This window comes from Reyranella sp., from assembly GCF_965229815.1.
GTDB lineage: Bacteria > Pseudomonadota > Alphaproteobacteria > Reyranellales > Reyranellaceae > Reyranella.
Genome location: NZ_CBDDJN010000006.1, coordinates 2611044 through 2632108, shown reverse-complemented (window position 1 = coordinate 2632108; position 21065 = coordinate 2611044). Strand labels below are relative to the sequence as shown.

The following is a 21065-nucleotide window of genomic DNA, read 5'->3' as shown; positions in this document are numbered from 1 at the left end:
CACCGGCTAGCGGAAGGTGGCCTTGCCCTGCTGCGCCAGGCCGCTATTGCGGTCGGCGATCCAGGTAGAGAGCGATCCGTCCGCCTCGCGGCGGGCGCCGACCGAGAAGGCCGCGCCGGCATAGACCGGCGCCAGGGCACGGAACTCGAAGCTGGCCGGCGTGCGTCCGGGACTGGAACGGCGCGCCAGCTCCATCTGGACCAGACCCATCAGCGGACCGTGGACGATCAGGCCGGGATATCCCTCGACGCCGGTGACGTAGGGCTCGTCGTAGTGGATACGGTGGCCGTTGAAGGTGAGCGCCGAGAACCGGAACAGCAGCACCGGCGTGGCCTCGATCGTCCGGCTCCAGGTGGCGTCGGCCGGCGCGGGCCTGGCCTCGCGCTGCCGCTCTCCCGGCCTGGCGGCCTCGCGGTAGACGATGTCGTGCTCCTCCACGAAGGCGGTGCCGGCAGGCCCCGAGACGGTGTGCGACACGGTGACGAACACCATGGAGCCCGTCGAGCCGGTCTTGGGCTCGACCGACTTGATCGCCGAAACCCGGCGGATGGGCTCGCCGATCCTCAGCGGCGGGCCGTCGAAGGTGAAGCGGCTGCCCGCCCACATTCGCCGCGGCAACGGCACCGGCGGCAGGAAGTCGCCGCGTTCGGCATGGCCGTCGGGGCCGACCTTCGACATCGGTGCCGCCTCGAGGAAGTAGAGCCAGTGCCAGAGCGGGGGCAGAGGATCGCCGGCGCGCGGCTCGGGATCGGGCTCGTCGAGCGTGGCGATCAGCGCGCGCACGGGAAAAGGCGCCGCCAGATCCTCGGCGACCTGCGTGCGACCGACCCAATTCCGCAGCTTTTCCAAGGACATGAGACCTTTTCCTCCCTTTGCCGGCGACATTGCCACCACCCCGCGGAGGTGGAAAGCCGGCCGTCGCGTCGCTATATAGCGGACGCGAGCCAAACCGGAGTGGCCATGACTACGTTCGACGATCGCGAAAGAGCCTTCGAAAAGAAGTTCGAGCACGACCAGGAACTTCAGTTCAAGACGACGGCTCGCAAGAACAAGCTGCTCGGCCTTTGGGCCGCCGGCCTGATGGGCAAGGTCGGGGCCGAGGCAGAGACCTATGCCAAGGAGGTCGTGATGGCCGACCTCGAGAAGCCGGGCGACAGCGACGTCATCGAGAAGCTGATGACGGACCTCGCCGCGGCCGGCCATCCGGTCGAGGAGCACACGATCCGCCGTCAGGCCGAGCGCATGCTGACCGACGCCAAGGCCCAGCTCATGAAGGAGGTCCGCTAGAAGCGGGCTCCGGGAGCCTTACCCCGGGGAGGCTCCGGACGGCGCGTCAGCCGAAGACGCGCCCGAAGATCGTGTCGACGTGCTTGGTGTGGTAGCCCATGTCGAACAGGGCGACGAGCTCGTCGTCCGACAGGAACTGCCGGATCTCCTTGTCGGCGCGGCACAGCGCCAGGAACGAGGCGTTGCCGCGCCAGGCGTCCATGGCGTTGCGCTGCACGGCGGCGTAGGAATCCTCGCGGCTCATGCCTTTCTGGGTGAGCGCCAGCAGCACGCGCTGCGAGAAGACCAGGCCGCCCAGCGAATCGAGATTGCCCTTCATGCGCTCGCCGTAGACCACGAGCTGCTCGACCACCGAGGCGAGCCGATTGAGGGCGAAATCCAGCGTCACCGTCGCGTCCGGGGCGATGTAGCGCTCGGCCGAGGAATGCGAGATGTCGCGCTCGTGCCACAGGGTCACGTTCTCGAGCGCCGGCACGACCGCGCTGCGCACCACGCGCGACAGGCCGGTCAGGTTCTCGGTCAGCACCGGATTGCGCTTGTGCGGCATCGACGAGCTGCCCTTCTGCCCGGCCGAGAAGAACTCCTCGGCCTCGCGCACCTCGGTGCGCTGCAGGTGGCGGATCTCGGTGGCGAGGTTCTCGACCGAGGCGGCGGTGACGGCCAGCGCCGCAAAGAAGGCGGCATGGCGGTCGCGCGGGATGACCTGGGTCGAGACCGGCTCGACCGCCAGCCCGAGCTTGGCCGCGACATGCTCCTCGATCCGGGGATCGACGTTCGCAAAGGTGCCGACCGGGCCGGAGATGGCGCAGGTGGCGATCTCGGCCCGCGCCGCGACCAGCCGCGCGCGGTTGCGCGTGAAGGCCGCGAAGTGGCCAGCCAGCTTGACGCCGAACGTCGTGGGCTCGGCATGGATACCGTGGCTGCGCCCGATCGTCAGCGTGTCCTTGTGCTCCAGCGCCCGTTTCTTGAGGGCCGCCAGAAGGCGGTCGAGGTCGGCCAGCAGGATGTCGGCGGCCTCGGTGAGCTGGACCGCGAAGCTCGTGTCGAGCACGTCCGAGGAGGTCATGCCCTGATGGACGAACCGCGACGACGGGCCGATGAACTCGCCGAGCCAGGTCAGGAAGGCGATGACGTCGTGCTTGGTCACCCGCTCGATGGCGTCGATCTTCTCGACATTGCCGTCGGGGTCGGCCTTGAGCGCGTCCATCGCCTTGCGGCCGCCCTCCCAGATCGCCTGGGCGGCTTCCTCCGGGACGATCCCCAGCTCCGCCATGGCGTCGCAGGCGTGCGCCTCGATCTCGAACCAGATCCGGAAGCGGTTGGCGGGCGCCCAGATGGCCGCCATCTGCGGTCGTGTGTAGCGGGGAAGCATGGGCGGGCTTTTAGCCCCGAAGGCCGGGCGGCGCCATGTTAAGAAGTGTCGCCATGGAGAAGACCATGACGCCCCTGGCCGGGTGCGCGCGCGAGGTCCTGGCCGCCGTCCGGGGCGTCCTGACCGACATCGACGAGACCGTCTCGACCCGGTCGCGGCTGACCGGCGAGGCCTACGGCGCGATCGAAGCCCTGAAGGCGGCCGGATTGCGCGTCATCCCGGTGACCGGCCGGCCCGCCGGCTGGTGCGATCACATCGCCCGCTTCTGGCCGGTCGACGCGGTGGTGGGCGAGAACGGCGCCTTCTGGATGTGGCACGATGCCGACAGCGGCCGGCTGCGGACCCGCTTCGTGCAGGACGAGGCGACGCGGGCCGAGGGCCGGCGACGGCTGGAGACGGTGCGCGCCGAGGTGCTGCGCGAGGTGCCGGGCGCCGGCATCGCCTCCGACCAGCCCTACCGGGCCGCCGACCTCGCCATCGACTTCTGCGAGGACGTCGCTCCCCTGCCGCACGCCGACATCCATCGCATCGTGGCGATCTTCGAGAAGCACGGCGCCCATGCCAAGGTGAGCTCGATCCACGTCAACGGCTGGTTCGGCGACTACGACAAGCTCACCACCAGCCGCCTGATGATGGGCGAGCTGTTCGGGGTCGATCTCGACGCCGACCGGTCGCGCTGGGTCTTCTCCGGCGATTCGCCCAACGACGCGCCGATGTTCGGCTACTTCCCCAATGCCGTGGGCGTGGCCAACGTCCGCGATTTCGCCGCCGACATGGAGCGGCTGCCGCGCTGGATCACGACGGCGCGCTCGGGCGCGGGCTTCGTCGAGCTGGCGCACGCGCTGATCGCGGCCCGTCGATGAGCCTGCCCCGCCCGCCCGCCGCGGTCGTCTTCGACATGGACGGCCTGCTGTTCGATACCGAGGCGCTGTACGGCGCCGCGATCCTGACCGCCGCGGCCGAGCTCGGCTGCGCCATGAGCCACGACGTCTTCCTGCAGCTGGTCGGCCGGTCGCGCGAGGTCAACCACCGCTTCCTGCTCGATCACTACGGCGCCGACTATCCGCTCGAGGCGCTGGTCGGCGCCTGGGGCCGGCACTTCCGGGCGCTGGCGGCCGATGGCCCGGCGCTGAAGGCCGGCGCCGCCGAGCTGCTCGATCTCCTGGACGAGAGGCGCCTGCCGCGGGCCATCGCGACCTCGTCGTCCCACGCCACGGTGCAGGCAAACCTCGCCTGCCATGGCCTCGCTCCGCGCTTCCACGCCATCGTGGCGCACGGCGACTATGCCGCCGGCAAGCCCGCACCCGATCCCTTCCTGCGGGCAGCGGAGCGGCTGGGCGTCGCGCCGGAACTGTGCCTGGCGCTGGAGGATTCCCACAACGGCGTCCGCTCGGCCGCGGCGGCCGGCATGATGACAGTGATGGTGCCCGACCTGATCGCGTCGACGGACGAGATCGCGGCGCTCTGCTCGCGCGTCGTCACCGACCTCCACGCCGTCCGCGAACTCCTGGTCAGCGGGCCGGCGGCGGGCTGACCAGCAGGGGCCCGAAATGGGTGACGCTGTCGGCCTGGCTCCAGACGCCGATGGCGCCCGGCTGCAGCAGGCTGCGATCGGTGGCGTCGAACAGCTTCTTGCCGTCGAGCGAGACCTCGAAGCGGTCGGCGACGGCCACGACCTGCAGTGTGTGCCACTTTCCGGCCGTGACCGGCGCCTCCTTGGCAGCGAGCTGGCTGCGCTTGCCGCCGTCCATGCGGTAGAGGCGCACCGTGTTGTCGAGCGCGTCGGCCCGGACCACGTAGTAGTCGTTGGCGCTGAGCGCCCGGAAGATCAGGCCGGCGGCCTGCGCGCGCGTGCCGCTCACGGGCTTGAAGCGCAGGGTAGCGTCGATGTCGCGGGTCACCGCCTGCTCCGAAACGCACAGGGGAAAGCGCAGGTCGCTGGGGTCGGCCGCCGTCTCGGCAAGCGCCCAGCCGCCGATCGCCTCGCGGTCGGCCACGGCCTCCCAGGCCGCCGGACGGCCGATGCCGGTCATCCCCTGGGTGCAGGCGACGCGGCCGTCGGACGAGGTGAGCGGCACCACGAGCTGCGCGGCGGCGGGAGAGGCGACGAGGATCGCGAGAAGGGCGAGCAGGAATCGCATCGAATGATCCTAGCAAATCGTGTCGCGCTTGACCGCCGATGACGGAGGGAGGAGTTTACGCGCCGACCGAGTACGCGATCTTTCGAGGGGGGAATCAATGCGACTTTGCACCATCATGAGCGGCGGCAAGCCGGCCGTCGGCGTCAAGACCGGCGACGGCAAGATCATCGACCTCAGCAAGCAGATGCCGCGCGGGCCGAAGTCGGTCGTCGAGATCCTGATGGGCGGAAAGAAGCTGCAGGCCGCCGTGTCCAAGGCCTGCGCCAAGCCGAAGGCCGGCGCCACCGTCTCGGCGAAGTCGGCCAAGTACCTCTGCCCGGTCCCGGCGCCGGGCAAGATCCTCTGCATCGGCCTCAACTACCGCAAGCATGCCGAGGAGACCGGCAGCCCGATCCCGGCCTATCCGGTGGTGTTCTGCCGCTTCAACAACACGCTGGTGCCGCACAACGGCAAGATGCCGGTGCCGAGCCATTCCAAGGAGCTCGACTGGGAAGCCGAGCTCACCGTCGTGATCGGCCGCAAGTGCCGCAACGTGCCGAAGGAGAAGGCGCTCGGCGTGATCGGCGGCTATGCCTGCTTCAACGACGGCTCGGTGCGCGACTGGCAGCGCAAGTCGGGCGGCCAGTTCACGCTGGGCAAGAACTTCGACGGCACCGGCGGCTTCGGCCCCGACATCGTGACGCCGGACGAGCTGCCGCCGGGCGGCGCGCCGCTGCGCATCATGACCCGCGTCAACGGCAAGGTCATGCAGGACAGCAACACCGACGACCTGATCTTCGACGTGCCGACGCTGGTGCACGAGCTGAGCAAGGTCATGACGCTCGATCCGGGCGACATCATCATCACGGGCACGCCCTCGGGCGTCGCGATGGCGCGCAAGCCGCAGCCCTGGCTGAAGGCGGGCGACGTCTGCGAGGTCGAGATCGAGAAGATCGGCGTGCTGAGCAACACGATCGTGAAGGGCGCGTAGGCGCCGCGACCCGCTTGCGATCCGCCACGCTGCGGCTGCCGGGGCGATGGGCCCCGGCGGCGTTCAGCCCCGGCGGGGCAGGTGCTGGAAGCCGCCCATCATCAGTCGGGTGGCGAAGTCGGTGGCGGCGGCCGGATCGACCGGGTCGCGCGCCACCATGACCACCGAGATCTCGAAGGCGACGCCGGCCATCGACGCGGCCAGGTAGGATACATCGACATTGGGCAGGACGCCGCGGGCGATCGCCGAGCGGATGTCGTCGTTCAGTGCCAGCGCCAGCGCCCGCACGTCCGGCTTGTCGAGCAGGGTGCGGATGGCGGTGAAGTTCTTCTGGGCGAGGGCCAGGAGCTCGGCATCCTCGGCGATGAAGTCGAAATAGACGGCGTAATGGCGGCGGAAGAATTCCTCGACGCTGTCGGCCTGCGCCCGGCCGGCATTGTGCCGCTTCAGCAACTCGCCGGTCAGCTCGCCGACCACGGCCTCGAAGATCTCGTCCTTGTCCTTGAAGTAGTTGTAGAACGTGCCCGAGGCCAGATCGGTGCGCCGCACGATGTCGCGCACGCTGGCCGCGCCGCTGCCCATCTCGGCGAACACGGCCCGTGCCGCCTTGAGCAGCGCCGTCCGGTTCTCGGCCTTGTTCTGCTCCCGCCGGCTCGAGCGCTCGCGCGGTTCGCCGCGGGCGCCTTCACTCATGCTCATCGTCGGCCCTCATCGCCCCAGGAGCGCCAGCTCGTGACGCAGCCCCGCCACCATGTCGTCCATGGCCCGCGCCGCGGCCTGCAACGCGCCGCGCATGCCGGCGAAGCCGTGGATCAGGGAATCGAACTCGCGGTAGACGGTCTTCACGCCGGCCGCCGAGAGCCGATCGGCATAGGCGCGGCCCTCGTCGCGCAGCGGGTCGAAGCCGGCCGTGTAGATCAGGGCCGGCGCGACGCCCGCGAGGTCGTCCGCCCTGAGCGGCGAGACGCGCGGATCGTCGACCTCGGCCGGGTTGGCGAGGTAGAGGCCGCGCACCCATTCCATGTAAGCGCGCGTCAGCAGGAAGCCCTCGCCGCAGCTCGTGTAGGAGGCGCTGTCGCAGGCGAGATCGGTGACCGGATAGATCAGCCACTGCAGGCAGGGTGGCCTCGGCCGCTCGCGCACCAGGCGCGCGGTGACCGTGGCGATCGTGCCGCCGGCGGAGTCGCCCGCGACGACGATGCGGTCGGGATCGATCCCCAGTCCCACCGCCTCGGCCGCCAGCCAGTCGTAGGCGGCCACCGCGTCGTCGATCGCCGCCGGGAATTTGTGCTCGGGGGCCAGCCGGTAGTCGACGGCGAGCAGCGCGCAGCCGCTGCGGGCGCAGAAGTAGCGGCAGGCGAGGTCGTAGCCCTCGAGGCTGCCGATCGTCCAGCCGCCGCCATGGAAGTACAGGATGGTGGGCAGCAGCCGGGCCACGGCGCCGGCCGGCCGGTAGAGGCGGATGCGCAGCCGCCCGGCAGGTCCCGCGATCGTGCGGTCGACGATCTCGCCGACCGGGGCGGGACGGCCGCCATGGATCGGCAGGAAGGCGTCGTAGGCGGCGCGCGCCTCGACGACGCTCATCAGGTGCATCGGCGGCTGGCCGTTGCGGGCCAGGAGCTGGAGGAACCACTGGGTGCGGGCGTCGAGCGTGCGGCCGTCGACCGTGACGGGAGCGCCCGACAGGATGTTGATCCACGAAATCGGCATGCGCAGGGCGAGGTTCATCGCCTTCCCCTGCACGTCGCGCGCGACCTCGATCAATGCCATGGCCGTTCCTAGCATTCCGGCCGGTCCTTGTGGAGCCTCGGCGGTCGCCGCGGTCCGGCGGGCCGTTCTGCGACGCCGGTCCGCGGCCCCGATTCCCGTTGGAACGACAATGTTCTAGGCTGGTCGGCGATGGCCGAGGCGCTTCCTGAGGGCTATGCCAAGCAGCTGGCTCGCGAGATCGTGCGCAACGAAGTCGAGCGCGTGCGGGTCCTGGCCGTGGTCCTGGTGGCGCTGCTGGCGGCGACCATGGGCGCGGTCAACCTGGTTCCCGGCTTCGTCGAGCGGATGTTCCAGGGGTCCCTCGAATGGTGGACCCCGCTGGCGTTGATCGGGCCCTTCGCTCTCTACGAGCTGGTCGTCCTGTACGTTCTCAGCCGGCGCGCGGCGGCCGGCCGGGAATTCCCCCGGCCTGCGCGCTTCGCCAATGCGCTGATCGAGACCAGCCTGCCGAGCGTGATCATCTTCGAGCTCAGCCGGCACATGGCGCCCGAGACGGTCTTCGGATTCTGGCCCCCGCTGCTCTATTTCGTGTTCATCCTGCTGTCGACGCTGCGGCTCGATTTCTGGCTGTCGGCCTGGACCGGGCTGGTCGCGGCGGTGGAGCAGGGGCTTCTCGTGATCTGGCTGCTGCCTCTCGACCTGTTCTCCGACGAGCCGCAGTACTCGCTGATGTACAATCTCAGCCGCAGCCTCGTGCTGCTGGTCGGCGGCATCGTCGCGGGGATCGTGGCGCTGAGCCTTCGCCGGCAGTTCGACAAGGCGGTGCTGGCCGGTGCCGCGCGCGACCGCGTCACCAACCTGTTCGGCCAGCACGTGTCGCCGGCGGTGGTCGAACGGCTGCTGGCCACGCAGGCCGAGCCGCCGAGCGAGATGCGGGAAGTCTGCGTGCTGTTCCTCGACATCCGGGGCTTCACGGCGATGTCCCGCCAGCGGCCCGCCGCGGACACTGTGGCGCTGCTGAACGACTTCTTCGCGCGGATGATCGACATCGTCGATCACCACAACGGCATCATCAACAAGTTCCTGGGCGACGGCTTCCTCGCCCTGTTCGGGGCGCCGCTGGCCGATACGCGCGCGGCGTCGAACGCGCTCGCGGCCGGCCGGGACATGCTGGCGGCGGTCGAGCGCTGGAACGCCGAGCGGCCGCAATGGGCGCTGCGCATCGGCATCGGCATCCATCTCGGCGAAGCCGTCACCGGGACGGTCGGATCGCCGCAGCGCAAGGAGTACACGGTGATCGGCGACACGGTGAACCTGGCGGCGCGGCTCGAGCAGCTCACCAAGGAGACCGGGTCGCAGCTCCTGGTCTCGAGCTCGGTGCACAGCCGCGTTCCGATCGAGGCCGGTGCCGCGACCGATCTAGGGCCGATGGCGATCCGCGGCTATGACGAGGGGATCCGGGTATGGCGGGTGGCCTGAGCTGGTACTTCGCCTACGGCTCCAACATGAGCGCCGAGCGGCTGTTCGTGGATCGCCTGCGGCCCGGGCAGGTGGCGTGCGGCGAGCGCGTCGCGGGCCGGCTCGACGGCTGGCGGCTGGTCTTCGACAAGCGGGCCCGCACGCCGCCGGGCGCGGGCGCCGGCAACATCGTCGCCGCGACGGGAGACGTCGTGCACGGAACGCTGAACCTGCTGCCGCCCGCGGGCTTCGCCATCCTCGATCGCTACGAGGGCGTGGCCGACGGTCATTACGAGCGGCGGATCGTTCCGGTGGTACGCGGCGACAGCGGCACGACGGTCGAGGCCGTCACCTACGTGGCCCGGCTGACGGCCGAGGGGCTTCGCCCGACGCGCGCCTATCTGGCCCATCTCCTGGCCGGGCACGACCTGCTGCCGCCGGACTATCTCCGGCGGCTTCGCGATACGCCGACCTTCGACTGAGCGGCGGTCGGTGCGGCCTCGTCCTGCTGGGCGCCCTACTTGGCGCCGGCGAGCTGCTTCTTGGCGAGCTCCTCGCGCGAGACCGGCGCCATCCCGGACTGCTTGATCTCGGGGACGTCGGCCTCGTGCCAGAAGTTGAGCTCGATCATCACGCCGTCCGGATCGTGCACGAACACCTGCTGCAGCGGACGGGCCGGCACCTTGCGCACCTCGAACGGCAGCCCGTCCTTCTTGATGGTGTCGATCGTGCCGCGGATGTCCGAGCAGTTGATGGCGACATGGTCGATGGCGCCGCTGCCATGATCCTGGCGGTCGGTTTCCGAGACGATGTGGAGGATCGCCTTGTCACCGGCGTACATCCAGGCGCCGGGGAACTGGAACGGCGGACGGTCGCCGTTGGTCAGGCCGACGTAGCGCTCGTAGAAGCGCACCGTGGCGTCGAGGTCCTTGCAGTAGATATTCCAGTGGTCCAACGAAAGTGCGGGCATCCGATCCCTCCTGCGTTCCGTTGACCGCCAGTCTACAACAGTCCGGCCGGGCCGGGGCAGCGGGAAATTCCGCTCATTCGTGCTGTATTTCGCTGGCGTCAGCCCACCGGTTCGGGCCGCTGGAGCACGGCGTTGAACACCGTTCCCGGCACGGCGACCCGCGGGTCCTCGTAAGCCGCGCGCAGCGCCTCGTCCTGCCCGTCGGGGGCGCGGGACAGGTCGGCCAGCCCGTCGATGAAGGCGCGGTCGATCTCCGCGTCGTTTGCGGTCATGGCGCCCCACACGTCCCACGGCAGCATCTCGCGGTTGTTGAGCGCGGCCACGTCGCGGATGACGTTGCTGGCGACGAACCACAGCCCGTACATGTCGAGGACACCGAAGGTTGCGGGATCGGCGGCGCCGTCGCGGCAGAGGCGCCAGGCGTCGCCGGCGACCAGGAACTGGTCGCGCGGCACGTCGAGCGGGTCGAAGGTGACGCCGAACAGGTCGCGCTGCTGCCGGTCGAGCTGGGCGTCGACCAGGATCCAGCGGTCCTCGCCGGCCGACCAGTATTCGGTCACCCAATGGTCGATGAACCTGCCCTTCTGGAAATAGGCGCCGAAGCCGCAGCGGGCGCGTGCCGCCACGCCCTGGCGGCGCAGCATGGCGACGTGGAGCAGCGTGAAGTGCCGGCAGACGCCGACGACGCGCTCGCCGGCCGGCCGAGCCTGCGGCAGGGCGCGGCTGTCCTGGCGGGCGATGCAGTCGAGGACCGTCGCGATGCCGCGCTGGTGCGCCTGGGCATGCTGCGGCGGCGTGAGCGTGACGCCGTAGGCCGGCGCGACATGCTCGTGGATGAGGACGCCCTGCACGATGCCGGCCAGCGTCGCGACATCGGCCGGAAGCCCGTCGAGCAAGCCGGCCCGCGCGCCGGGGTCCGTCATGCCGACCGGGGCGCGATAATCGTCGAGGGTCACGGGAACACCTTTTCGAGGTTGTCGAGGGCATGCGTCCAGCCGCGGCGATGGTTGTCGCGTGCCGTCTCGTCGAAGAACTGCTCGTGGGTGAGGGTGAGCACGGTGCCGTCGCTGTCCGACCTGAGGTCGACAGTTACCTGGGACTCCCGCTCCGGCGTGCTTTGCCAGGCCCAGGAGAAGACCAGCCGGCGGTCAGGCACGATCTCGCGGTAGACGCCGCTCACGCTCTGGTGCTCGCCGTCGGGCGTGTGGAACTGCACGCGGAAGCGGCCGCCCACCCGCAGGTCGGTCTCCGCCCGCGGCGTGCTGGGGTGGTCGGTGACCCCCCACCAGCGAATCATCTTTTCGGGCTTCGTCCAGGCTTCGAAGAGCTGCGTCGGCGTCGCCTTGAAGCGCCGCTCGAGGGCGAGGCTGGGCTTGCTGGCCATGAATCGTCTTCCTCCAGGAAAGCGGCGAGGCGGTCGAGCTGCTCGGTCCAGTAGCGCTCGTAGTGCTGCAGCCAGGTCATGGCCTGCTTCATCGGCTCGGCCCTGAGCTGGCAGGTCACCGTCCGGCCGGACTTGGTCTTCTCGATCAGCCCGGCGTCCGACAGCACGTCGAGATGCTTCATGATGGCCGGCAGCGAGACCGGGAAGGGACGCGCCAACTCGCTCACCGTGATCCCGTCCTCTTCGTCGAGACGCGCGAGCAGGGCGCGCCGCGTTGGATCGGACAGGGCGGCGAAGGTGCGATCGAGCGCCGCGCTCTGATAGTTAACCATAAAGTTAACTATATGGCGGTCACGACCCGCCCGTCAAGCCAGTGCGGCCGGTCGCCCTTCAGCCTCAGGCGCTCAGGAAGGCGGTGATGGCCTCGACCGTGGCCGCCGGCTGCTCCTCCATCAGCCAGTGGCCGGAGTTGGCGATGACCTGTCCCGTGACGTTGCTTGCCACGAAGCGCATGACGTCGGCCTGGGCGGTGCCGAACGACTTGTCGGCGCCGATCGCCAGGACCGGAAGCGCGAGCTTGCCGCCGGCGGCGAGTTCCTTGTTGTCGACGGCGTCCCGGGCGAAGGCGGCGAACTGCTCGAAGGCGCAGTGCATGGCTCCCGGCCGCGCGTAGAGGTCGGCATAGTGCCGGCGCGTCTCCTCGTCGATCGAGGCGGGCGTCGCCGACAGTTCGTTCCAGAAGCGGTCCAGGTAGATGCGCTCGCGGCCCTGGACCAGCCGCTCGACATCGGGTCCCCGGAAGTTGAAGTGCCAGAGCAGCGGGTTCTTGAGAATTTCGTCCCATGGGCCGATCCCCGGCAGCGGCGCATCCATGACGACCCACTTCGTCACGCGGTCGGGGAACTGCGCGGCGAAGGCGTAGCCCACCATATTGCCGATGTCGTGGGTCACGAGAGCGGCCTTGTCGACGCCGAGGCGGTCGAGCAGGCGCGCGATGTCGCGCCCCTGGGTCTTCTTGTCGTAGCCGCCGGCCGGCTGGGAGGACAGGCCCATGCCGCGCAGGTCGGGCACGACGACCGTGTGGCGGTCGATGACGGCCTGCGCCAGCGGCGCCCACATGTCGCCGGTGTCGGCAAAGCCGTGCAGCATGACGATCGCCGGGCCGGTGCCGCCGACGCGGGTATGGAGAGAGGCGCCGTCGCCTTCGATCTGCTCGAGTCGCAACGCCGCCGGAAACGCCTGAACCATTTCTCGTGCTCCGCCGGCTAAACGCGCTCGATGAGCGCCTGTGCCGCTGCCGGGTTGCGGACCTTGGCGCCCGAGATGAAGTAGACGAAGGCGTCGCCCTTCCGGGCCCAGGCCTTGGCGCGCTTGGCCCAGGCATCGAGGTCGGCCGGCTTGTAGCCGGTCTTGACCTTCTCCTCGGCCCCCATGAGCCGGGCGTAGGTGAAGTCGGCCGTCGTCTCGTCGATCTCGGGAAAATCGTCGTCGTGGGCGAACACGATCGCCGCCCGGTACTTGCGGGCGAGGTCGTAAAAGCGCGGGTCCTTGAAGCTCGCATGACGGACTTCCAGCGCATGGCGCAGTGGCCGCTTGCCGATCTCGCGCGGCAGCAGCTTGAGGAACGCCTCGAAGTCCTCGGGGTCGAACTTCTTGGTGCCCATGAACTGCCAGTTCACCGGGCCTAGCCGGTCGCGAAGCTCTTCGATCCCCTGGGCGAAGAAGCGCTGGATCGACTCGCCGGCCTCGGCCAGCACGCGCCGGTTGGTGCAGAAGCGCGAAGCCTTGACGGCGAACACGAAGCCGTCCGGCGTCTCCTCCCGCCACTTGATCCAGCTCGCCGGCTTGAAGCTCGAATAGTAGGTGCCGTTGATCTCGATCGAGGTCAGGTGACGGCTGGCATACTCCAGCTCGCGCTTGTGGGTGAGGCCTTCGGGATAGAAGACGCCGCGCCACGGCTCGAACGTCCAGCCTCCGATTCCGACATGGATCTTGCCTGCCATCGATGCTCCGTTCGGACTGCCGCCGGCGTGCCGGCCCGCACCGCGGCGGTCGTCGCGCCACGGCCGCGATACTGCTCCATGCGACGCTTGCGCGTCTATGGAATCGAGTGCATAGCTTGCCGGTCTTGCTGCCACAAAAGAGCCGACATCGAGGCTCACGGAAAGGTCGCTGGGTCTCGTCGGGGGCGTTGTTTCCGGCGTGGTTTGTCTTTTACTTGTCACTTGTCGTGCGCACCGGGTCGCCGCGTGCCGCAGTACGCCGGGAGGTCTCGCATGGCGCTGCGTCATCCGATCGTTTTCCTCGTCGATGTCGACAACACGCTGCTCGACAACGACGCCATCCAGCAGGACCTGCGCGCACATATCGAGCAGACCTACGGCGCCTCCGCCGGCGAGCGCTACTGGCGCATCCTCGAGGATCTCTTCACCGAGCTCGGCTACCGCGACTACATCGGGGCGCTCCAGCGTTATCGCGTCGAGCACCCGACGGAGATCGAGCTGCTCGCCATGTCGCACTACCTGATCGACTATCCGTTCGCGGGGAAGCTCTATCCCGGTGCACTCGATGTGCTGAAGCATCTGCGCGAGCACGGCACGACCGTGCTTCTGTCGGACGGCGATGTCGTGTTCCAGCCGCGCAAGGTCGAGCATGCCGGCCTCGCCGACGCGGTCGACGGCAACGTGCTGATCTACATCCACAAGGAAGAGGCGCTGTTCGACGTCGAGCGCCGCTTTCCCGCCGACCACTATGTGCTGGTCGACGACAAGCTGCGCATCCTTTCGGCGGTCAAGGACATCTGGAAGGATCGCGTGACCACCGTGTTCCCGCGCCAGGGACACTACGCTCACGATGCCAAGGTCGTGTCGGCGCTGCCGCCGGCCGATCTCACGATCGAGCGGATCGGCGATCTGCTCAACCACGACCCCGCGCGGCTGCGACCGCCAGCGCGCGAGCCGAACTCCAGCCAGAAGGTGACGGGATGAATCCGACCAAGAAGCTCCATGACCTGGGCCAGAGCCTCTGGCTCGACAACATCACGCGCGACATGCTGAACAACGGCACGCTCAAGCGCTATATCGACGAGCTGTCGGTGACGGGGCTCACCTCCAACCCGACGATCTTCGAGAACGCCATCAAGAACAGCGCGATGTACGACCAGGACGTCGCGCTCAAGGCGCCGGCCTCGCAATCGGGCGAGGCGGTCTTCTTCGAGCTGGCGCTGGCCGACCTGACGCGCGCCGCCGACCTCTTCAAGGCCGTCCACGAGCGCACCGACGGCGTCGACGGCTTCGTCTCGCTCGAGGTCTCGCCGCTGCTCGCGCACGATACCGACAGCACGCTCAAGGCTGCGCTCGACCTGCACAAGCGGGCCGGCAAGCCCAACCTCTTCATCAAGATCCCGGGCACGCCCGAGGGCCTGCCGGCCATCGAGGAGGCGATCTTCGCCGGTGTGCCGGTGAACGTGACGCTGCTGTTCTCGCGCGAGCAGTACCTCGCCGCGGCCGACGCCTACCTGCGCGGCGTCGAGCGCCGGATCGCCAAGGGGCTCAACCCGGCGGTCGCCTCGGTGGCCTCGGTGTTCATCAGCCGCTGGGACGTGGCGGTGGCCAAGGAGGTGCCGGCCGAGCTCGTGAACAAGCTGGGCATCGCCATCGGCGAGCGCACCTACAAGGCCTATCGCGACCTGCTCGATTCGCCGCGCTTCCAGCGCGTGGCCAACGTCGGCGGCCGCGCCCAGCGGCTCCTGTGGGCGAGCACCGGGACCAAGGATCCCAAGGCCTCCGACATCCTCTACGTCAAGGATCTGGCCTCGCCCTTCACCGTCAACACCATGCCCGAAGGCACGCTGAAGGCGTTCGGCGACCATGGCGAGGTCGGCCAGCCGCTGGCCGCCGACGGCGGCGACTGCGAGAAGGTGCTGGCGGCCTTCGCCAAGGCCGGCGTCGATGTCGACGCGCTGGCCAAGCGCCTGCAGGACGAAGGCGCGGCATCGTTCGTGAAGTCGTGGAACGACCTGATGGAGCGCATCGATTCCAAACGGGGCGCCATGCGCAAGGCGGGCTGACGCCGCCGCAGCCGGCCGACCCGTCTCCGTCACGTCGATCAGGGAAAGCACGATGAAAGTCCGTATCCTGCGCAACCGGCCGGCCTGGTCGGCGCTGAAGAAGCATCACAAGGAGATCGAGGGCCGCACGCTCGGCCAGCTCTTTGCCGAGGATTCCCGGCGCGGCGAGCGGCTCTCGGTCGAGGGGGCGGGCGTCTTCCTCGACTATTCCAAGAACCGCGTGACCGACGAGACGCTCGGCCTGCTGATGCAGCTCGCCGAGCAGTCGGGCCTGCGCGACAACATCGACGCCATGTTCCGCGGCGACAAGATCAACGTCTCGGAGAAGCGCTCGGTGCTGCACGTCGCGCTGCGCGCGCCGCGCGACGCGACCATCCTGCATGACGGCAAGAACGTCGTGCCGGAGGTGCACGCCGTGCTCGACAAGATGGCGGCCTTCGCCGACCGGGTGCGCAGCGGCGCCTGGCACGGCCATACCGGCAAGCGCATCCGCACCGTCATCAACATCGGCATCGGCGGCTCGGACCTCGGGCCGGTGATGGCCTACGAGGCGCTGCGCCACTACAGCCAGCGCGACATGGGCTTCCGCTTCGTGTCCAACGTCGACGGCACGGACTTCGCCGAGGCCGTGTTCGGGCTCGATCCGGCCGAGACGCTGTTCATCGTATCGTCAAAGACTTTCACCACGCTGGAGACCATGACCAACGCGCACACCGCGCGCGACTGGCTCCTCGCCGGCCTGGGCGGCGACAAGGCGGCCACCGCCCGTCACTTCGTCGCCGTCTCGACCAATGCCGGCGAGGTGGAGAAGTTCGGCATCGACACGGCCAACATGTTCGGCTTCTGGGACTGGGTGGGCGGCCGCTACTCGATGGACTCGGCGATCGGCCTCTCGACCATGATCGCGGTCGGCCCGGACAATTTCCGCGCCATGCTGGCAGGCTTCCACGAGATGGACGAGCATTTCCGCACCGCGTCGTTCGAGCGCAATCTGCCGGTGCTGATGGGCCTGCTGTCGGTCTGGTACAACGACTTCTTCGGTGCCCAGACGGTCGCCGTGCTGCCCTACGAGCAGTACCTCAAGCGCTTCCCGGCCTATCTCCAGCAGCTCACGATGGAGAGCAACGGCAAGCACGTGACGCGCGACGGACGGCGCGTCGACTACGATACCGGCCCGATCTACTGGGGCGAGCCGGGCACCAACGGCCAGCATTCGTTCTACCAGCTCATCCACCAGGGGACGCGGCTGATCCCCTGCGACTTCATCGCCTTCGCCCATACGCTGAACCCGCTCGGCCGCCACCACGACATGCTGCTGGCCAACGTCTTCGCCCAGACCGAGGCGCTGGCCTTCGGCAAGACGGTGGAGCAGGTCAAGGCGGAGGGCACGCCGGACTGGCTGGTGCCGCACCGCCTGTTCGAGGGCAACCGGCCGTCCAACACGATCCTGGTCGACCGGCTGACGCCGGCGACGCTCGGCAAGCTGGTGGCGCTCTACGAGCACAGCGTGTTCACCCAGGGCACCGTCTGGCAGATCGATTCCTTCGACCAGTGGGGCGTCGAGCTCGGCAAGGCGCTGGCCCAGAAGATCATTCCCGAGCTCGAGGCGCCCGGCGAGCCGCCGCTCGCGCACGACAGCTCGACCAACGCCCTGATCCGGCGCTACCGCAAGATGAAGGGCGCCGCCTGATGCCTCGTGGCTGGGACCGGCCGCTCTACATCCTGCCGTTCGACCATCGCGGCTCCTTCAAGCGGGGGCTGTTCGGCTGGAGTGGACCGCTCGACGCCCGGCAGACCGCCGAGATCGCCGACGCCAAGATGATCATCTACGAAGGCTTCCGGGCGGCGCTGGCCGCTGGCGCGCCGGCGGCCAAGGCGGGCATCCTGGTCGACGAGCAGTTCGGCGCGGCAATCCTGCGCGCCGCCGCCGGGCACGGCGTCACCACGGCCTGCCCGGCCGAGAAGAGCGGCCAGGAAGAATTCGACTTCGAGTATGGCGAGGATTTCGCCAGCCACATCGCGGCCTTCGACCCGACCTTCTGCAAGGTGCTGGTGCGCTACAATCCCGAGGGGGACGCGGCGCTGAACCGGCGTCAGGCCGGGCGGCTGAAGCGGCTGTCCGACCATCTCGCCGGGACCGGCCGCAGCCGCTTCATGTTCGAGCTGCTGGTGCCGCCGGAGAAGGCGCAGCTCGACCGGCTGGCCGGCGACCGCAAGGCCTACGACCTGCAGCTTCGGCCGCACCTCATGGTCGAGGCCATCGCCCAGCTGCAGGCGGCCGGGGTCGAGCCCGATCTGTGGAAGATCGAGGGCCTCGACCGCGCCGAGGATTGCGCCGCGGTGGTGGCCACCGCGCGGGCGGGCGGCCGCGACACGGTCGGCTGCATCGTGCTCGGCCGCGGCGAGGACGATGCCAAGGTGCGGGAATGGCTGGGCATCGCGGCCAGGGTGCCGGGCTTCGTCGGCTTCGCCGTCGGGCGCACGGTGTTCTGGGACCCGCTGGTCGACTGGAAGGCCGGCAAGGCGACCCGCCAGCAGGCGGCGGAGCGCATCGCGGCGCGTTACCGGGAATTCGTTGATCTCTTCGAGGAGGCGTGAGCCATGCAGTTGGGAATGATCGGCCTTGGCCGTATGGGAGCGAACATGGTGCGCCGGCTGCTGAAGGGCGGCCATGAATGCGTCGTCTTCGACCGCTCGGCGGCGACGGTGGCCGAGATGGCCAAGGAGAAGGCGGTCGGCGCGGCCTCGCTCGCCGAGTTCGTGAAGAAGCTCGCCAAGCCGCGCGCGATCTGGCTGATGGTGCCGGCGGCGGTGGTCGACGAGACGATCGCCGAGCTCGAGCCGTTGCTCGAGAAGGGCGACATCGTCATCGACGGCGGCAATTCCTACTACATCGACGACATCCGCCGCGCCAAGGCGCTGGCGCCGAAGGACCTGCACTATGTCGATGTCGGGACCAGCGGCGGCGTCTGGGGGCTCGACCGCGGCTACTGCATGATGGTCGGCGGCGAGCCCGAGGTCGTGAAGCGCCTGTCGCCGATCTTCACCACCCTGGCGCCGGGCCGCGGCGACATTCCGCGCACGCCCGGCCGCGAGAAGGCGGGCGGCACGGCGGAGGAGGGCTGGCTGCACTGCGGCCCCAACGGCGCCGGTCACTTCGTGAAGATGGTGCACAACGGCATCGAGTACGGCGTGATGGCGGCCTATGCCGAGGGCATGGCCGTGCTCAAGGCGGCCAATATCGGCAAGCGCAGCCATGCGATCGACGCCGAGACCACGCCGCTGCGCGACCCCGAGCACTACCAGTACGACCTCAACCTGCCGGACATTGCCGAGGTCTGGCGGCGCGGCAGCGTGATCGCCTCCTGGCTGCTCGACCTGCAGGCCTCGGCGCTGATCAAGGATCCGCAGCTCGCCGGCTTCGAGGGCCGCGTGTCGGATTCCGGCGAGGGCCGCTGGACCATCAAGGCGGCAATCGACGAGGGCGTGCCGGCGCACGTCCTGTCCTCGGCGCTCTACGAACGCTTCAGCTCGCGCGGCGAGGCCGACTTCGCCGACAAGCTGCTCTCGGCCATGCGCTTCGAGTTCGGAGGCCACGTCGAGAAGAAGGCCGGGAGCTGAGGCGGGGGAGCACGGCCATGAACCAGGAAGAGCGCGACCAGCTCGCCATCAACACCATCCGCACCCTGTCGATCGACGCCGTGCAGCAGGCGAAGTCGGGTCATCCCGGCACGCCGATGGCGCTGGCGCCGCTCGTCTACACGCTGTGGAACCGGATCCTTTGCTTCGACCCCAAGGACCCGATCTGGCCCGACCGCGACCGCTTCGTGCTGTCGAACGGCCATGCCTCGATGCTGCTCTGGTCGATGCTGTTCCTGACCCGCACCCAGGCGGTGAACGCCGACTACGAGAACCTGGGCAAGCCATCGGTGACGCTCGACGACATCCGCCATTTCCGCCAGCTCGACAGCAAAGCGCCGGGCCATCCGGAATACCACTGGGTATCGGGCGTCGAGACGACGACCGGTCCGCTCGGCCAGGGCATCGCCACCAGCGTCGGCATGGCGATCGCCCGCAAGTGGCTGGCCGCCCGCTACAACAAGCCCGACTTCGCCCTGTTCGACTACAACGTCTACGCCGTCTGCGGCGACGGCTGCCTGATGGAAGGCATCGGCTCGGAGGCCGCGTCGATCGCCGGCCACCTGCAGCTCAGCGACCTCTGCTGGATCTACGACAACAACCACATCACCATCGAAGGCAAGACCAGCATCACCTTCACAGAGGACGTCGCGACGCGCTTCCAGGCCTATCGCTGGAACGTGCTGCGGGTCGGCGACGCCAACGACCTGCAGCGCATCGAGGATGCGCTCGAGGTCTTCCGCAAGACCACCGACCGACCGACCCTGATCATCCTCGACAGCCACATCGGCTACGGCTCGCCGCACAAAGTCGACACCGCGGCCGCCCACGGCGAGCCGCTGGGCGACGACGAGGTCAAGTTGACCAAGCGCGCCTACGGCTGGCCCGAGGATGCGAAGTTCCTGGTGCCCGACGGCGTCATGGAGACGTTCGATGCCGGCATCGGCAAGCGCGGCGCCGAGGCAAGGCAGAAATGGGAGGCGCTGCTCGCGGCCTACGCGAAGAAGTATCCCGAGCTCGCCGCCGAGATCGACCAGATGCAGCGGCGCGAGCTGCCGAAGGGCTGGGATCGCGACCTGCCGGTCTTCAAGGCCGACGCCAAGGGCATCGCCGGCCGCGATGCCTCGGGCGAGGTGCTGAACAGGCTGGCCCAGAACGTCCCCTGGCTGATCGGCGGCTCGGCCGATCTCGGCCCCTCGAACAAGACGACGCTGAAGTTCGCGGGCGCGGGCGACTTCGAGCCCGGCAGCTACGGCGGCCGCAACCTGCACTTCGGCATCCGCGAGCACGCGATGGCGGCGATCGTGAACGGCCTGTCGCTGTCCAAGATCCGCGCCTTCGGCGGCACCTTCTTCATCTTCAGCGACTATGCCCGGCCGGCCATCCGGCTGTCGGCGCTGATGGAGCTGCCGACCATCATGGTCTTCACCCACGACGCGATGGGCGACGGCGAGGACGGGCCGACCCACCAGCCGGTCGAGCAGCTGATCTCGCTCCGGGCCATTCCCGGCCTGTCGGTGATGCGCCCGGCCGACGCCAACGAGGTCGTCGAGGCCTATCGCCATATCCTGCAGCTCCGCCACCAGCCGGCGGTGCTGGCGCTGTCGCGCCAGCCGCTGCCGACCTTCGACCGCACCAAGTATGCTTCGGCGGCGGGCGTCTCGCGCGGCGCCTATGTGATGGCCGATGCCAAGGACGGCAACCCGGAGATCATCCTGATCGCCACGGGCAGCGAGGTGGCGCTGATCGTCGAGGCGCACGAGGCGCTGGCGGCCAAGGGCGTGCGCTCGCGCATCGTCTCGATGCCGTCCTGGGACGTCTTCGAGCACCAGCCGCAGACCTATCGCGAGGAGGTCCTCCCACCGGCGGTGAAGCTGCGGCTCGCGGTCGAGCAGGCCTCGGCCATGGGCTGGGAGCGCTATGTCGGCGACCAGGGCCGCGTGATCGGCATGAAGGCGTTCGGCGCCTCGGCGCCGCTCAAGGAACTGCAGCGCAAGTACGGGTTCGAGCCGGAGAAGGTCGTCGAGGCCGCGCTGGAGATGCTCGGACGCAAGTGACATCGGAC

At 69.0% G+C, this 21065-nt stretch carries 23 protein-coding genes; 12 read left to right on the top strand and 11 right to left on the bottom strand.

Features of this window, described 5'->3' with window-relative positions; genetic code table 11:
- Window positions 1-6: 6 nt before the first annotated feature.
- Window positions 7-855 carry an FAS1-like dehydratase domain-containing protein gene (locus ACO073_RS23945; RefSeq protein ID WP_422000928.1) on the bottom strand — a complete coding sequence of 283 codons (849 nt, stop codon included), beginning with the start codon at window positions 853-855 and terminating at the stop codon, window positions 7-9.
- Between the two features lie 105 nt (window positions 856-960).
- Here ACO073_RS23945 and ACO073_RS23940 point away from each other — a divergent pair, with 105 nt between their 5' ends.
- Window positions 961-1287 carry a DUF1476 domain-containing protein gene (locus tag ACO073_RS23940; protein ID WP_422000926.1) on the top strand — a complete coding sequence of 109 codons (327 nt, stop codon included), beginning with the start codon at window positions 961-963 and terminating at the stop codon, window positions 1285-1287.
- 46 nt (window positions 1288-1333) lie between these two features.
- Here the strand turns inward: ACO073_RS23940 and purB are convergent, their stop codons facing one another.
- Entirely contained in the window at window positions 1334-2659 is a 1326-nt protein-coding gene (purB, locus tag ACO073_RS23935; RefSeq protein WP_422000925.1) for an adenylosuccinate lyase, read from the bottom strand.
- A 53-nt stretch (window positions 2660-2712) separates the two neighbouring features.
- Here purB and ACO073_RS23930 point away from each other — a divergent pair, with 53 nt between their 5' ends.
- Window positions 2713-3522 (top strand): HAD-IIB family hydrolase, encoded by an 810-nt coding sequence (locus tag ACO073_RS23930; protein ID WP_422000923.1) that lies wholly within the window; start codon window positions 2713-2715, stop codon window positions 3520-3522.
- Window positions 3519-4193 carry an HAD family hydrolase gene (locus ACO073_RS23925; RefSeq protein WP_422000921.1) on the top strand — a complete coding sequence of 225 codons (675 nt, stop codon included), beginning with the start codon at window positions 3519-3521 and terminating at the stop codon, window positions 4191-4193. The genes ACO073_RS23930 and ACO073_RS23925 overlap by 4 nt, the downstream gene beginning before the upstream one ends.
- Here ACO073_RS23925 and ACO073_RS23920 read toward each other — a convergent pair.
- Window positions 4171-4800: a family 16 glycoside hydrolase gene (locus tag ACO073_RS23920; protein ID WP_422000919.1), complete on the bottom strand. Its 630-nt coding sequence runs from the start codon at window positions 4798-4800 to the stop codon at window positions 4171-4173. The genes ACO073_RS23925 and ACO073_RS23920 overlap by 23 nt on opposite strands.
- Window positions 4801-4915: 115 nt before the next feature.
- Between ACO073_RS23920 and ACO073_RS23915 the strand changes: the two genes are divergently transcribed.
- A complete protein-coding gene (locus ACO073_RS23915) occupies window positions 4916-5770 on the top strand; it encodes a fumarylacetoacetate hydrolase family protein (RefSeq protein WP_422000917.1) in 855 nt (284 codons plus the stop codon).
- Window positions 5771-5833: 63 nt separating this feature from the next.
- Here the strand turns inward: ACO073_RS23915 and ACO073_RS23910 are convergent, their stop codons facing one another.
- Both ACO073_RS23910 and ACO073_RS23905 read right to left on the bottom strand, forming a co-directional pair.
- Window positions 5834-6469, bottom strand: a complete 636-nt coding sequence (locus ACO073_RS23910) for a TetR/AcrR family transcriptional regulator (protein ID WP_422000915.1) — start codon at window positions 6467-6469, stop codon at window positions 5834-5836.
- 9 nt (window positions 6470-6478) lie between these two features.
- Window positions 6479-7540: an alpha/beta hydrolase gene (locus ACO073_RS23905; RefSeq protein WP_422000913.1), complete on the bottom strand. Its 1062-nt coding sequence runs from the start codon at window positions 7538-7540 to the stop codon at window positions 6479-6481.
- A gap of 129 nt (window positions 7541-7669) precedes the next feature.
- Between ACO073_RS23905 and ACO073_RS23900 the strand changes: the two genes are divergently transcribed.
- On the top strand, window positions 7670-8959 hold the full coding sequence (locus ACO073_RS23900; protein WP_422000912.1) for an adenylate/guanylate cyclase domain-containing protein: 1290 nt from the start codon (window positions 7670-7672) through the stop codon (window positions 8957-8959).
- Window positions 8944-9420: a gamma-glutamylcyclotransferase gene (locus ACO073_RS23895; RefSeq protein WP_422000910.1), complete on the top strand. Its 477-nt coding sequence runs from the start codon at window positions 8944-8946 to the stop codon at window positions 9418-9420. The genes ACO073_RS23900 and ACO073_RS23895 overlap by 16 nt, the downstream gene beginning before the upstream one ends.
- A 35-nt stretch (window positions 9421-9455) precedes the next feature.
- Here the strand turns inward: ACO073_RS23895 and ACO073_RS23890 are convergent, their stop codons facing one another.
- The 6 genes from ACO073_RS23890 to ACO073_RS23865 all read right to left on the bottom strand — a co-directional run bounded on the left by ACO073_RS23890 (window position 9456) and on the right by ACO073_RS23865 (window position 13295).
- Window positions 9456-9908, bottom strand: a complete 453-nt coding sequence (locus ACO073_RS23890) for a VOC family protein (protein WP_422000909.1) — start codon at window positions 9906-9908, stop codon at window positions 9456-9458.
- 98 nt (window positions 9909-10006) lie between these two features.
- Window positions 10007-10864, bottom strand: a complete 858-nt coding sequence (locus tag ACO073_RS23885) for a transglutaminase-like domain-containing protein (RefSeq protein ID WP_422000907.1) — start codon at window positions 10862-10864, stop codon at window positions 10007-10009.
- Window positions 10861-11292, bottom strand: coding sequence for an SRPBCC family protein (locus tag ACO073_RS23880; protein ID WP_422000905.1), 432 nt, complete (start codon window positions 11290-11292; stop codon window positions 10861-10863). The genes ACO073_RS23885 and ACO073_RS23880 overlap by 4 nt, the downstream gene beginning before the upstream one ends.
- Complete coding sequence (locus ACO073_RS23875; RefSeq protein ID WP_422000903.1) at window positions 11202-11624, bottom strand: ArsR/SmtB family transcription factor; 423 nt, start codon at window positions 11622-11624, stop codon at window positions 11202-11204. The genes ACO073_RS23880 and ACO073_RS23875 overlap by 91 nt, the downstream gene beginning before the upstream one ends.
- A 64-nt stretch (window positions 11625-11688) precedes the next feature.
- Entirely contained in the window at window positions 11689-12540 is an 852-nt protein-coding gene (locus tag ACO073_RS23870; protein WP_422000901.1) for an alpha/beta fold hydrolase, read from the bottom strand.
- Window positions 12541-12557: 17 nt separating this feature from the next.
- Entirely contained in the window at window positions 12558-13295 is a 738-nt protein-coding gene (locus ACO073_RS23865) for a DUF72 domain-containing protein (protein ID WP_422000899.1), read from the bottom strand.
- A gap of 273 nt (window positions 13296-13568) precedes the next feature.
- Here ACO073_RS23865 and ACO073_RS23860 point away from each other — a divergent pair, with 273 nt between their 5' ends.
- Genes ACO073_RS23860 through tkt form a run of 6 tightly spaced genes read left to right on the top strand, consistent with a single transcriptional unit; the run spans window position 13569 to window position 21057 of the window.
- Window positions 13569-14279, top strand: coding sequence for an HAD family hydrolase (locus ACO073_RS23860; RefSeq protein WP_422000898.1), 711 nt, complete (start codon window positions 13569-13571; stop codon window positions 14277-14279).
- Window positions 14276-15361 carry a transaldolase gene (gene tal, locus ACO073_RS23855; protein WP_422000896.1) on the top strand — a complete coding sequence of 362 codons (1086 nt, stop codon included), beginning with the start codon at window positions 14276-14278 and terminating at the stop codon, window positions 15359-15361. The genes ACO073_RS23860 and tal overlap by 4 nt, the downstream gene beginning before the upstream one ends.
- Window positions 15362-15413: 52 nt before the next feature.
- Window positions 15414-17051: a glucose-6-phosphate isomerase gene (pgi, locus tag ACO073_RS23850; RefSeq protein WP_422000894.1), complete on the top strand. Its 1638-nt coding sequence runs from the start codon at window positions 15414-15416 to the stop codon at window positions 17049-17051.
- Entirely contained in the window at window positions 17051-17959 is a 909-nt protein-coding gene (locus ACO073_RS23845; protein ID WP_422000892.1) for a 2-deoxy-5-keto-D-gluconate 6-phosphate aldolase domain-containing protein, read from the top strand. Before pgi ends, ACO073_RS23845 begins: the two co-directional genes overlap by 1 nt.
- 3 nt (window positions 17960-17962) lie before the next feature.
- Window positions 17963-18982 carry a phosphogluconate dehydrogenase (NAD(+)-dependent, decarboxylating) gene (gene gnd / locus ACO073_RS23840; protein ID WP_422000891.1) on the top strand — a complete coding sequence of 340 codons (1020 nt, stop codon included), beginning with the start codon at window positions 17963-17965 and terminating at the stop codon, window positions 18980-18982.
- Window positions 18983-18999: 17 nt separating this feature from the next.
- Window positions 19000-21057, top strand: a complete 2058-nt coding sequence (gene tkt, locus ACO073_RS23835; RefSeq protein ID WP_422000890.1) for a transketolase — start codon at window positions 19000-19002, stop codon at window positions 21055-21057.
- Window positions 21058-21065: the final 8 nt, after the last annotated feature.

Coding starts and splice junctions, on each gene's coding strand:
- ACO073_RS23945 (WP_422000928.1), bottom strand. CDS start 855: ATGTCCTTGGAAAAGCTGCGGAATTGGGTCGGTCGCACGCAGGTCGCC.
- ACO073_RS23940 (WP_422000926.1), top strand. CDS start 961: ATGACTACGTTCGACGATCGCGAAAGAGCCTTCGAAAAGAAGTTCGAG.
- purB (WP_422000925.1), bottom strand. CDS start 2,659: ATGCTTCCCCGCTACACACGACCGCAGATGGCGGCCATCTGGGCGCCC.
- ACO073_RS23930 (WP_422000923.1), top strand. CDS start 2,713: ATGGAGAAGACCATGACGCCCCTGGCCGGGTGCGCGCGCGAGGTCCTG.
- ACO073_RS23925 (WP_422000921.1), top strand. CDS start 3,519: ATGAGCCTGCCCCGCCCGCCCGCCGCGGTCGTCTTCGACATGGACGGC.
- ACO073_RS23920 (WP_422000919.1), bottom strand. CDS start 4,800: ATGCGATTCCTGCTCGCCCTTCTCGCGATCCTCGTCGCCTCTCCCGCC.
- ACO073_RS23915 (WP_422000917.1), top strand. CDS start 4,916: ATGAGCGGCGGCAAGCCGGCCGTCGGCGTCAAGACCGGCGACGGCAAG.
- ACO073_RS23910 (WP_422000915.1), bottom strand. CDS start 6,469: ATGAGCATGAGTGAAGGCGCCCGCGGCGAACCGCGCGAGCGCTCGAGC.
- ACO073_RS23905 (WP_422000913.1), bottom strand. CDS start 7,540: ATGGCATTGATCGAGGTCGCGCGCGACGTGCAGGGGAAGGCGATGAAC.
- ACO073_RS23900 (WP_422000912.1), top strand. CDS start 7,670: ATGGCCGAGGCGCTTCCTGAGGGCTATGCCAAGCAGCTGGCTCGCGAG.
- ACO073_RS23895 (WP_422000910.1), top strand. CDS start 8,944: ATGGCGGGTGGCCTGAGCTGGTACTTCGCCTACGGCTCCAACATGAGC.
- ACO073_RS23890 (WP_422000909.1), bottom strand. CDS start 9,908: ATGCCCGCACTTTCGTTGGACCACTGGAATATCTACTGCAAGGACCTC.
- ACO073_RS23880 (WP_422000905.1), bottom strand. CDS start 11,292: ATGGCCAGCAAGCCCAGCCTCGCCCTCGAGCGGCGCTTCAAGGCGACG.
- ACO073_RS23875 (WP_422000903.1), bottom strand. CDS start 11,624: ATGGTTAACTATCAGAGCGCGGCGCTCGATCGCACCTTCGCCGCCCTG.
- ACO073_RS23870 (WP_422000901.1), bottom strand. CDS start 12,540: ATGGTTCAGGCGTTTCCGGCGGCGTTGCGACTCGAGCAGATCGAAGGC.
- ACO073_RS23865 (WP_422000899.1), bottom strand. CDS start 13,295: ATGGCAGGCAAGATCCATGTCGGAATCGGAGGCTGGACGTTCGAGCCG.
- ACO073_RS23860 (WP_422000898.1), top strand. CDS start 13,569: ATGGCGCTGCGTCATCCGATCGTTTTCCTCGTCGATGTCGACAACACG.
- tal (WP_422000896.1), top strand. CDS start 14,276: ATGAATCCGACCAAGAAGCTCCATGACCTGGGCCAGAGCCTCTGGCTC.
- pgi (WP_422000894.1), top strand. CDS start 15,414: ATGAAAGTCCGTATCCTGCGCAACCGGCCGGCCTGGTCGGCGCTGAAG.
- ACO073_RS23845 (WP_422000892.1), top strand. CDS start 17,051: ATGCCTCGTGGCTGGGACCGGCCGCTCTACATCCTGCCGTTCGACCAT.
- gnd (WP_422000891.1), top strand. CDS start 17,963: ATGCAGTTGGGAATGATCGGCCTTGGCCGTATGGGAGCGAACATGGTG.
- tkt (WP_422000890.1), top strand. CDS start 19,000: ATGAACCAGGAAGAGCGCGACCAGCTCGCCATCAACACCATCCGCACC.